The sequence below is a fragment of the Anabaenopsis sp. FSS-46 genome, assembly GCF_029891665.1.
GTDB classification, from domain to species: Bacteria; Cyanobacteriota; Cyanobacteriia; order Cyanobacteriales; family Nostocaceae; genus Anabaenopsis; species Anabaenopsis arnoldii.
Map to the genome: position 1 here is coordinate 1 of NZ_JANQDG010000127.1, position 11,587 is coordinate 11,587.

8 protein-coding genes and 1 pseudogene are annotated in these 11,587 nt (G+C 43.5%); 2 read left to right on the forward strand and 7 right to left on the reverse strand.

Features of this window, described 5'->3' with window-relative positions:
• On the reverse strand, positions 1-1,211 hold a 1,211-nt coding region (locus tag NWP21_RS15580; RefSeq protein ID WP_280793358.1), incomplete at its 3' end, for a cache domain-containing protein.
• A gap of 124 nt (positions 1,212-1,335) precedes the next feature.
• Between NWP21_RS15580 and NWP21_RS15585 the strand changes: the two genes are divergently transcribed.
• Complete coding sequence (locus NWP21_RS15585) at positions 1,336-2,841, forward strand: response regulator (RefSeq protein ID WP_280793359.1); 1,506 nt, start codon at positions 1,336-1,338, stop codon at positions 2,839-2,841.
• 681 nt (positions 2,842-3,522) lie between these two features.
• On the opposite strand, the gene NWP21_RS15590 is transcribed toward NWP21_RS15585, so the two are convergent.
• The 6 genes from NWP21_RS15590 to NWP21_RS15615 all read right to left on the reverse strand — a co-directional run bounded on the left by NWP21_RS15590 (position 3,523) and on the right by NWP21_RS15615 (position 10,758).
• Complete coding sequence (locus NWP21_RS15590) at positions 3,523-4,812, reverse strand: Glu/Leu/Phe/Val dehydrogenase (RefSeq protein ID WP_280793360.1); 1,290 nt, start codon at positions 4,810-4,812, stop codon at positions 3,523-3,525.
• A 319-nt stretch (positions 4,813-5,131) separates the two neighbouring features.
• A complete protein-coding gene (locus NWP21_RS15595) occupies positions 5,132-6,619 on the reverse strand; it encodes a carotenoid oxygenase family protein (protein WP_280793361.1) in 1,488 nt (495 codons plus the stop codon).
• Positions 6,620-6,628: 9 nt separating this feature from the next.
• Entirely contained in the window at positions 6,629-8,041 is a 1,413-nt protein-coding gene (locus NWP21_RS15600; RefSeq protein WP_280793362.1) for a folate/biopterin family MFS transporter, read from the reverse strand.
• A gap of 66 nt (positions 8,042-8,107) precedes the next feature.
• Entirely contained in the window at positions 8,108-9,256 is a 1,149-nt protein-coding gene (locus tag NWP21_RS15605) for a beta-ketoacyl-ACP synthase (RefSeq protein ID WP_280793363.1), read from the reverse strand.
• A gap of 63 nt (positions 9,257-9,319) precedes the next feature.
• Complete coding sequence (locus NWP21_RS15610; protein WP_280793364.1) at positions 9,320-10,078, reverse strand: peptidylprolyl isomerase; 759 nt, start codon at positions 10,076-10,078, stop codon at positions 9,320-9,322.
• A gap of 83 nt (positions 10,079-10,161) precedes the next feature.
• On the reverse strand, positions 10,162-10,758 hold the full coding sequence (locus NWP21_RS15615; protein ID WP_280793365.1) for a photosystem I assembly protein Ycf4: 597 nt from the start codon (positions 10,756-10,758) through the stop codon (positions 10,162-10,164).
• Positions 10,759-11,447: 689 nt separating this feature from the next.
• Between NWP21_RS15615 and NWP21_RS15620 the strand changes: the two are divergent.
• Positions 11,448-11,587 (forward strand): annotated as a pseudogene (locus NWP21_RS15620) (photosystem II D2 protein (photosystem q(a) protein)); the annotation flags it as partial.

Here is an 11,587-nt window from a genome sequence, read left to right on the forward strand (position 1 = left end):
CCAGCCATTTGCAAAAAAGATTGCGCTAATTTTCCTAACTCATCTCGGCGAGATAATATGCTGTTTAACTTCAAATCTGCTTGATAATTTTCCCTCTGGACTAAATGTTTAGCAGCTTGATTTAAATCTAAAATCGGTTGGCTCACCCAATATGACAAACTAATACCGAAAGTGATGGCTAATAATAATGTGATGGTTCCTAACCCTAAACTGCGGTATGTATTAGCTTGAATATCTGCGAGAAATTCAGATCCTGGTAATACCACTACAATTAACCAATCTAACCCATATTCATCGTCATAAGGAAAAATGTGTGCAAAATGTAGTTGATTATTTTCATCCACAAACTTAAAATTAGTCGGTTCACGCACTTCTAAATTATTCCAGCGTTTGCGTAATTCTTTAGCTGTGACTGCAATGATTTTATTACTACTATTCTCAGCTTTTAACCGCACTAGTTCTACACCATTAAGGTTTTTCACAAAAGGGCGTTCTGCTGTGGATGTAGCTACCACATCCCCAGAACGTTCAATAATAAATGACTGTCCCGAGGCTGAGAAATGCAGCTTTTGTAAAAACAAGCTAATATCATCAAGGACTAAATCACAACCTACAACGCCGATAAGTTCACCATTGCGGTATACTGGAGCCACGGCAGAAATACTAGCTGTATCAATGTAAAAAAATGGGTACACTGGTGACCAGGTTTGTTGACCTTTAGCTTGAGCAGTTTTGTACCAAGGACGTGTGACTGGTGTATATGGTTTGGTTTGCTCCGGGATAATTGTGGTAAATTTTCCCTGTTCATTCAGGATGTAATAATGTCGTTCTCCGATATGAGATGGATGTACACCCCCGCCTAACCAAGAATTTTTTGGTGCTACCAGTCCCACTCTATCTTGAGCGGAAAAAATATGTATACCATTACTCCCACCAAAATAAATATTAGTTGGCAGTTTGTAGAGTTTGAGTTGTTGGAAGAAATGCAATCTTAACTCTTCCCAATTTTCTGGGTTGATTTGTCCTTGCTCTATCCCATAGCGATTCATAGCCACTAATCTTTGTGGTGTTCCCAGATATGCAGTCAAGCGATCGCTAATTTGGCGTATTCTGGATGATATTATTGGGATTAGCAATTTATTCACCGCTCTTTCCCCAGTTTCATAAGAAAGATAAGTGACCGTGCCAACACTCAGCAGAATGATAGCCATATAAGGTACAATAAATAACGTCTTTAGAGGAATTCTGCCGAGAAATTTCAGCATCAACTGGGAGTATATAGGCAATAGTTTCATTATTTTTGGTAACTGGGATAATGAGTGAAAATGGGTAAGAATGAAGATTTTATTAATAGATGATGATACTTATTTCAGTAAATTACTCACAAATATTCTTATTTCCTACCGCTATGTAGTCGATGTGGCTACAAATGGTCACATTGGTCTAGAAATGGTAAATCAGTTCAATTATGACTTAATTTTGCTAGATGTACTCATGCCAAAATTAGATGGTTTGAGTGTGTGTCGTCAACTACGTCAGCACGGTTGTCAAGTCCCCATCTTAATGCTCACCGCCAAGGGCGCAGAGGAAGATGTGATTAGAGGTTTAGATGCTGGAGCGGATGATTATGTAGTCAAATCCTGTGAGACTCCTCAATTATTGGCGCGAATACGAGCTTTATCCCGTCGAGTACACGAATCAAGTTTAGTGACTTTGGAATGGGGTAACTTATCCCTTAATCCCCAGTTGCTAAAAGTGCAGTATGGAGAGGAATTAATTCAACTCACTCCCAAGGAATTTGGGTTATTAGAATTATTTTTACGCTCCCCCCACAGGATTTTGACCCGTAGAGATATAATTGACAAATTATGGTTAGCAGATGAGTTCCCTACAGATAATGCGGTCACCAATTTAATCAAAGACTTACGACGTAAACTCAAAGCCGCAGGAATCAAAGAAGAAGTGATTGAAACTATTTACGGTTTGGGATATCGTCTTAAAGCTAGAAAAGAAGGGCAATCTGAGTCTCCAGTGGCAACAGTTGACGATATAGCCGAGGGAATCGCGCTTATTGAAGAAATTAAAGCAGAATTTCAAGCTTCCTTACCTGAAAAAATAGCAGAACTCAACACAGCAATCAATCAACTCCAATTAAAAACCAACAACTCGCAACAGCAACAACATATCCTGACCATAGTTCATCGTTTAGCTGGTAATTTGGGTACTTTTGGGTATCCCCAAGGCTCAGAAATAGCACGGGAAATAGAAGCCCTTCTCACACAAGAACATCTGAGCAATGCACATATTACCGAACTCAGTTTTTTATTGGAAGCATTATCACAAGGATTTAGCCCACCAGGAACAACACTACCGCTGAATGATTCCAACATCACAGAGCATATACCTACTCTCATACCTCCCGATGATTTTAGTCATACTTTAAAGCAAGAATGGCAACGGCTGCGTACACAATATATCCCTCTTGGCTTAATTTTTTGCGCCATTGATGATTTTGAGAAACAACAGCAGAAAATTTACCTTTTACAGCTTGGGCAAACTTTACAAAAGTACCTTACTCCTCCTAGTTTTATCACTTACTACACTGGAGGAAAATTTGGTATTCTTCTACCCAGTATGCCGTCAGATAGTAGCTTGCGTCTTGCCCAACACTTATACCAAGCTATCCTCAGCTTACAAAAATTTACGATCAGTTTAGGTATTACTGGCACTATCCCCAGTTCTACCGCCACTCCTGAAGAATTATTAACAACAGTTGACCAAGCCCTGACATCTGCTCAAACCAGAGGCGGTAATACATTGTGCTTTTATCTCTCCGGTTGAAATCCTCTATCCTTAGATAGTGATTATTTTTCTCTTATAAGTTCCTTATAACTAAATGATATCTTATCTAGACATATCCTTCTAAAGTTACTTGACAAGTCAATTGACTTGTAAGGCTAAGGATATGTCTAACTGATTTTGTAACCTTTTTGCCAAGCAACTATGATTATCAAAACCAATCGTAATCAGCACTATTCTGACTGTGGCATTGAACAAAAAAATTATGAGGGACGTTTCGGACTACATAGCTTAAAACTAGTACTGAAATATATTGATCTCTACCTTGAGCAAGACCTTAAATTAACTGAACTAGCGCAGCAAATCAATTTCAGCAGGTCGTATCTATGTTATCGCTTCAAGCAAACCACGGGAATTTCACTCCATCAATACATTATTCGGCAGAGGGTATACCGAGCTAAAGGCTTGTTAGAGTCCTCTAGTATGTCCCTGAGCGAGATTGCTCTGTGCTGCGGATTTTACAACCATAGTCATCTGACTCGAGCCTTCAAGCGATTATTAGGAGTCTCACCCAGCGCATTTCGGGTACGTATGACAAACACTATGCCAGCCCCCGAGGGAGACTGGTCTTATACTGTGGATAGTAGGACCATAGGCTTCTGAAGCCCACCTTCAAGGGAGTACTGGGAGTCCCGCCAAAGTACCTTTGGGTGAAATTAAAAACTAAGGATAAAGACCCCTATCAGCCAGCGCCTGTGCAACTCTACCAACACCCAAAGTGTAAGCTGCTAATCGTAGAGGAATTTGTCTGCTCTTTGACTGCTGTATTACTTGGTGATAAGCTGCCAGCATTAACTGTTCCATTTCATGGTTTACACGCTCCTCATCCCAAAACACATAAGAAAGACCCTGCACCCACTCTAAATAACTGACAACAACACCGCCAGCATTGGTCAGGATGTCCGGTAGCACAGTCACACCACGCTCCTCTAGGGACTGATTCGCTGCTAAAGTCACTGGTCCATTAGCTGCTTCGGCGACAATTTCCGCCTGCACCTCGTTGACATTTTCCCTAGTAATTTGATTTTCCAAAGCTGCTGGAATCAAGACATCGCAAGGCAAACTGAGTAAATCTGCATTGCTAATTGGTACTGCTTGGGGAAAACCCACAACACTCTTGTGATTTTTCGCCGTATAAGCTTTCAATGCCGTAATATCAAGCCCGTCGGTCGCCAAAATACCCCCAGCCCCTGTGGAGACAGCGATGATTTTAGCCCCCAACTCATGTAATAATTCCGCTGCTGCACCCCCCACATTACCAAAACCCTGAATTACTACTCGCGCTCCTGTCAGGGGTTTACCTCGTTCCGCTAATGCCTCACGGACAATAATCATTACACCTCTGCCCGTTGCCTTTTCTCGCCCTAAAGAACCACCAATAGAAAGGGGCTTACCAGTGACGACTCCAGGGACGGCATGACCCACATTTACAGAATAAGTATCCATCATCCAAGCCATCTCACGGGCAGAAGTACCCATGTCTGGGGCGGGTATATCTACTGAAGGTCCAATGTCTTTAATTAACTCACTGATATAGCGGCGACTGATTCTTTCTAATTCTCCCACACTATAACCTTGAGGATTTATGGCTATACCTCCCTTGGCACCGCCATAAGGTATGCCCAATAACGCACACTTCCAAGTCATGAGCATAGCTAAGGCTGATACTTCCCCTAATGTCACAGCCGGATGGTAACGAATTCCTCCCTTATAGGGGCCGAGAATATCAGAGTGCTGCACCCGATGTCCAGTTAGCACTTGAATTTGACCATTATCTAGCTTCACGGGGATAGAAACTGTCACCACTTTACGGGGATGGCTGAGGATTGCCAATACTCCTTGATTTAGGTTTAATTCTTTACCTGCAGCTTCTAAGTAACTACAGGCCTGGTCTAATGGGCAAATGTGCCCCGGAGTCTCAGGTTCTATGGGCAAGGGAGATTTTGAAACCATAACATCTTCTCCTAGTCGCATTATCTTTGCGGACTGGATATATATATGAGTGATATCCCTAGCTTATCCTTTTTGTCTGAGAATGTTGGAATTTTCTGGTTTTTGTGACATTTTGCGGGAATGTTACCTCGATTTTCTCCCTTTTTTGGGGCTGCGATATCCTCAAAGGCTCAACGGAAGCGGTAAGGGATTTACCATGATGGTACTTTAGGGAGTGTCAAAATCAAGTCATCAACCTAGGTGGGTTGGAATCTTGAGAAAGGCCACAGAGCGGCTTTGGTTGTCCTTCCTCACCCCAACCTACTGGTATTATAAGTGTTTAAATGAAAACTTCATCTGTGAAGTTGCCATGTAGACCATAGGGAACGTGATGTTTAAGATGTAGTCTGGCAATGGCACCTTGATTAAAGTCACTGGCATCTAATATGACTAAATCCGAGCGGTGATGTGTGGCATCATAAACCAATACTAGCACCCAGCCATCATCTTCTTGTTTAGCATCCGTCCGGGGGACAAAAATCGGCTCCCCAGTAAAACCATGTGGTGCAGCACTCCACAATTGTCTGTCTCCTGAGTGCAAGTCAATTTTCAGCAATGCTTGCAAGGGCGCATTACCTGTCTCCCCGTGAGATGCACCTAAGTATAAATATTGATATTTTTTGCCGACAATTTGGGGATTTATACTAGGGAACTCACAACAACGGCTTTCCTTCATCTGTTGGCGCACTTTCCCAGTCTGAAGATTAACATGGAATCGCCACAGTTGACCCGGGGAAATTGCGGCAAAATTAACCTCTCTAAAATCGCTTTCCGGCTCGACTTCTGGGAATGATGCGTAGCAAATAGAATCAATGACAATTTCATCACCCGCCTCAAAAGCATTAGCGTGGTGGAAAACAAAGCCAGATTGAGTTTCTAAAGTTCTTACCTTTGTTTCTCCGGGGTGACGGGGAATCACTATAATCCTAGTTGGTTGATTTTGCTGAAATTTTATACACTCTCCAGCAGCACGTATTCCTAAAGCGAAGGGTATGGGGTTAAAGGTAACGGGATTTTGCCAGAAGATACAGTAGTTAGGAGTAATGACAAAATCATGAATGAAACAGAAACCGGGAATACTATGAGTTTGTTTTCTCACAACTTCACCGTCTGGGTTGAGTTCAAATATAGTAATGGTGGTGGATAGTCCCGGTTTAATCGAGAAATTTACCAGACAAGGTGCGCCACCATCTTGGTTACAACTGGGGTCAAAGCGGGGATGTGCGCCAAAGGCTTCACCGGATGATAAAACACCATGGAAATATTCTTTTCCTAAAGTTTCTAATGTATGGGGGTCAAGACAATGGGGTTCTGCTGCTTCCCACAGTGCCAAGAGTTTATCACCCCAATAAATTACATTGGTATTGGCAATATTTTTTATTTTGAAGTCGAAAATATTAGCTAACCAACCGCCGGGTTTTTGAGTACCAAAGACACCCCGATAAAGGATTCTACCCGCTTGCTGTTCTGCTAAATAGCCTTCAGTACGAACAAAGCGGTTACGGAAATGGGCGCGACCATTGACAAAGCTGATCCGGCTAATCATCCCATCGCCATCAAAGGGGTGATGTATTGGTTGTCCATTGATATCTAGCAAGCCGGGGCCATTTCTAAACAATGTACCTTGTAATTCTGGGGGAATTTGCCCTTCAATATCATCAATCCAGTAGTCAAATTCTTGGGTAAGGGATTTATATCCTCCCTGCCAATCTGCAAGGGTATAAGATTCTTCTGGATTTGGGGTGTCTTCAATTTTTAAGGTCTGCATCTGCTGATATTATGGTCTTTTGGATTCCATGCTTTGTGAGTCTGATTCCCTCAGGATTAATTCGGGCATCAAGTGAGATATTTCTGCTGTTTGCCCTTGTGGATCCTCTGCCGGTAACCAATGAATGAATGGCAGTGGTAATAGTGTACTGAGGTTAGTAATAATTACTAATAGCCACATTAGTTCAAAGTTGGTTTCGCTGATGCCCAGCCAATGCATGATGATGGCTCCAAGTTCATAGGAAACCATTGCGGCTAAGTTGGAAACGGACATCAGTAAGGCAAATAATGTCGCTTCTACTCCTGGGGGACATAATCTGGCTGCAAGTACCAAAACGGGCATATAGGCAATTTGTCCAATGACGGTCAGAATCAGGCTATCACCCAAACTAAACCAGTGGTCATCTATACCTAAAGCTCTGTTAGTATGGGTGACCAGCAGCAGCATTGTCATTCCCAAGGCTGATGATAGGACTGTACTCCAAGTGAAAATGGCGCGAAATGAAATATTTTTGAGGAAGCGTTGAAACATCCACACTCCTATCAAAGAAGCCCCACTGGTTACCAGTCTTACCCGTCCTAGAAATTCTGGTTGAAAGTGTAGTTCATTGGTGCTGAAGAAGAAGAAGGCAGAATCGGCTGTTGGGGTGGCTAGCCAGACAAATACAAAGGCTGTGGGTAGCCAAATGGATTTTTGGGTAATTGCTTGGCGTAGTTGCTTGAGTTGATACTTGATGCTTAAAGGGTTCTGGCTATTATTGCTATGTGGGGCATTTTTACTAATGGGGGTTTCAGCAATTAACCAAGCTACTGCGGAAACTATCAGAGGAAATGAGGCGGTAACCCAAAATACAGTGCGCGTGGTGAAGTGTTCGAGCAGTATTCCGCTCAAGTAAGCAGTGAGTAAACCTCCCAATGCGGAAGCACCCCAGGAGAGTGATTGTAGTGAACCTGCTGCTGCTTGGGATTCTCCCCTGGCTCTTTCTACTACTAATGAGTCAACTATGACATCGCTGACCGCAACAGATAGAGAACCCAGGGCGATCGCTAGGGTAGCGGCCCAACTAGTATGAACTATGGTCGCCAAACTTATCCAAGATATTGCTCCTAATATCCCAGATAGCACTAAATAAGGCCGGCGGCGGTAGCCGAATATGGGTAAGCCATCAGAAATAAAGCCGAATACCGGTTTAATTATCCACGGTAAGGCGACTATTCCCAATAGAGCCGACACTTGAGCCGGACTCAGCAGCAATTCATCCTTGAGGAAAAAACTTACTGCTAGACGGGCCAAGCCTAAAATTCCTTGCACGAAGTAGACGCTAAGAATGGCAATTAACTCGGCGCTGGGTTCATGACCGAAGAAAATTTTACTTTTCACTGAGTCTTTAACCTGAGACAAGCCAGGGGAGTCAATCAGCATTTGATAAATATTTTTTAAGTTTTATCTACTTTTCTATCATATCGATTTCTCAGAATCTAGTTTTAGCTAAATATTACTCAAGGCCATGACCGCATTTTGACCACCAAAGCCAAAGCTCAAACATAATACCTTCCGCACTTGGGTTTCACGGGCCGCCATGACCAAATTTAAATCAAATGCTGGTGTTTGTAATCCTACACAGGGTGGTATGATTCCCCTGTGCATAGCTAAGAGGGAAAATGCCACACCTAAGGCCCCAGATGCTCCTAATGTATGACCTGTGGCACCTTTGGTGGAACTTACCGCTACTTTCTGGGGAAACAAATTTTGGATGATTTGACTCTCTACTTTGTCATTCAGGACTGTGGCAGTGCCGTGAGCATGAATGTAATCTATATTTTCCGGTGTTAGGGAACTCCGTTTTAAACATTGGTGAATCGCGGCGATCGCACTTTTGCCTGTAGGTTCTGGTTTATTAGCATGATAAGCATCTGTTGTCAAGCCAAAGCCAAGAATCTTACCATAAATTTTAGCTTGACGCTGCTGTGCTAATTCTGGGGATTCCAAGACCAACACCGCCGCCCCTTCAGCTAATACCAACCCTTCCCGGTGCAAATCAAAGGGATAAGCCCCGGTTTTCGCCAAAGCCCCCATTTGCTGAAACCCTGACAATGTTAGGGGCGTAATTGGGGCTTCTACAGCACCGGCCAGAGCGCGTTGACATTGGCCGGTTTGAATCAGTAAAGCGGCTTGAGCGATCGCCCAAATACCAGTAGCACAAGCTGCCATGGGTGCTAAAACTATACCAGATGCACCGATTTGGCGAGCGGATGCTATGGCGTTGGTATGAGGCAAAAAATCTAACCAATTTTCTATAACTGCTTTCCCTTTATTCTCCGGGGGATTATGTCCATATATTTGCCGCCCCAGCAACTCCCAAGTAACCTGATGACTGCGACTTGATCCAATAACCACAGCACAATCGGGTAGGGGTGAAACCAACCCAGCATCTTTTAATGCCGAGGCCACTACCAGCTGGGTTAAAGTTGTTAATTCCGTAGGTTGGTTAGCAATCAAACCTAGAGGACAGGCTGCTAGTTCTGAAAATGGTTGATACCATTGCAGACCAGATTTACCCGCGATTAACTTCTGCCAGCTATGCTCTAAGCTGGTTCCCAAGGAGGAAACTAAACCAATACCAGTGATGACAACCATTGTGGAATTAGGAATGGGAGAGGGGGAATTGGGAATTTTTTTCCTTACTCCCCTACTCTGGAGTTAATCGGGTGTTTTCAGGTTTTCTGCACCTTGAGTCACTTTAGCCGATTCAATGCGATCGCCTTGCTGAATGTTGTTCACCACATCAAAGCCGTCGGTGACATTACCGAACACAGCATAGTTACCATCGAGGAAACGTAGATCTTGTAGAGCAAAGTAAAACTGCGAGGAAGCTGAATCTGGCATTTGCGATCGCGCCATTGCTACCGCACCCATTTTATGCTGTAACACAGGTGGTCGCCGGGTAGTTTGACCGTAAATTATTGGTTGTTCTGCACCCATGGGCTTAATTTCTAAAGGTATGCGACGTTCACTCCCCGTTTCCGGGTCAATGTAACCACCCGTCCCCAATCTATTTGCGGGAAATTTGGGGTCTTTACCTTGGGGATCACCCCCTTGAACTACAAAAGGTTCGGGATCGCGCACCACTCGATGAAAAACTAACCCATCGTATACACCTTTTTGGACTAAATCAACGAAGTTGCCAGCTGTAATTGGGGCGTTGGTGCCGTCTACCTCGATAGTAATGGGTGAACCGTTAACGGTCATCACCACAGTAGCTTTACCTTCGAGGCGTGGTAAATTTTTCATTCCCGGAATATTCTCACTTATGATTTCAGATACAGTGCTTGTTGTGTTGCCCGTGTTTGTCTCAGTTCCTGCTGAGTTAGAAGTAACATCCTGTGTGGAACATCCTCCCAAAGTCAAAGCACCGACTATCAAAAACGCAACTAGAAAATTTGAGACTTTTAACTGCATAGTCAGTTACTGATTTAACCTGAGTATGTTATCTGCTTGAGTAATTTTTGAGATTTGGTACAAGTTGCAATCCTTCCCCTTCCTTAGAGTCCTTCCAGCGGTACTCTCAAAAATCGCGCTAATTCCGCGCCTGTAGTTTCTAACTCCGCTAAAGATAATGGTTGGCCTACCCGTGTTAAAGGAATGTCTCGCCGACCCTTAACACGTAGGTAGAGGGCACGACGGGGATTCAGACCTTCTTTGATATCGATGCGCACAGACTGCACGTCTTGAGTATAGGTGTCAATTTCAATGCGACGATTTTTACCGGGAAATCCCCAACGAAAGATTTTTATCTTGCCAGTGTCCTGATTAAAATCGTTGTAACCGCCTCCGACATCCCATAAAATCATGAGCCAGAGGTATAAGGCTAACAGTAAGCCGGCAGTACCATATAAGCCCATGACTAGTCCTTGGGGTACAAATATCAGTTGAGTTGGGTCGGTAACTAGGAGTAAATTTACTTTAAAGTAACTAGATATCCCCGCCAACAAGAAGCCTGTGGCGCCCATGGTCACGATGGTTGCCCACCAGTAATTGCTAAACCGACGAGAACCCAGAACACTTTGATGCAGGATACTGGAAGGTTTGCGATCGCCGTTAGGCGAATCACCTTTGTTAATTGTTGTTGATGCCGTCATTGAACTAACTTTGGCCTGTGAGTTCTTCCCGATCCAAGTCTGCCATTTCAGGAGCTTTTCTTGCAAGTTGCAGGAGTGAGACTTTTAAGATTTATGAGAAAACTTGTGTCAAATTATTAAAATTCTGATATTGATCAGAAGTAATAGGTTTGTACTGAACAAACCCCCACCGCTGGGCAGGGATAGAGACGGGGCCATTGGCCTCATCTGTGGTCATTCATGAGGTTACTGTCTGTGTATTCGTGTAGTAAAATCTAGTCATGTTGAGAATTAACTACACCAATTTTTCTGTGCCGAGGTAGCCTCTACATTCATGTAGGGGGAAAGCCGAAATCCCTTCAGGGACTAAGCAGGAAAGCCAAGAGGTGATTCTGGGCATAGCCAGTCCTCTATAGGGTGGCAAGAATGTCAATAAAGTCAATTGGGCAAAAACCCAAACTAATGTGATAAGTTAAGAATCATTAAGTGACCAGAAGCTAATAAATCATTAGCCAATGGTGCGTGTAATGACATAATTCTGAGAAGCTCCCTGATTAAGAGGGCAAGATCTCAGATTCTCAGATGCTTTCGGGCTGCTGAGATTGTCAAAAAAACGTTAATTCCTCGTTGAAGTCGCACAAAGTCGGCACAATAGCCGACAGCGTTGCTTCAAAAACGGTGCAATTTTAGTAAAATAGGATTTTAGTTCAATGACCATCGCAGTTGGACGTGCCCCCAGTACAAGAGGGTGGTTTGACGCCTTAGACGACTGGTTAAAGCGCGATCGCTTCGTATTCGTAGGCTGGTCAGGGATATTATTATTCCCCTGCGCTTACCTAGCACTAGGCGG

Excerpts from the sequence above, each read along its gene's own strand:
- NWP21_RS15585 (WP_280793359.1), top strand. The coding sequence starts at position 1,336 with ATGAAGATTTTATTAATAGATGATGATACTTATTTCAGTAAATTACTC.
- NWP21_RS15590 (WP_280793360.1), bottom strand. The coding sequence starts at position 4,812 with ATGGTTTCAAAATCTCCCTTGCCCATAGAACCTGAGACTCCGGGGCAC.
- NWP21_RS15595 (WP_280793361.1), bottom strand. The coding sequence starts at position 6,619 with ATGCAGACCTTAAAAATTGAAGACACCCCAAATCCAGAAGAATCTTAT.
- NWP21_RS15600 (WP_280793362.1), bottom strand. The coding sequence starts at position 8,041 with ATGCTGATTGACTCCCCTGGCTTGTCTCAGGTTAAAGACTCAGTGAAA.
- NWP21_RS15605 (WP_280793363.1), bottom strand. The coding sequence starts at position 9,256 with ATGGTTGTCATCACTGGTATTGGTTTAGTTTCCTCCTTGGGAACCAGC.
- NWP21_RS15610 (WP_280793364.1), bottom strand. The coding sequence starts at position 10,078 with ATGCAGTTAAAAGTCTCAAATTTTCTAGTTGCGTTTTTGATAGTCGGT.
- NWP21_RS15615 (WP_280793365.1), bottom strand. The coding sequence starts at position 10,758 with ATGACGGCATCAACAACAATTAACAAAGGTGATTCGCCTAACGGCGAT.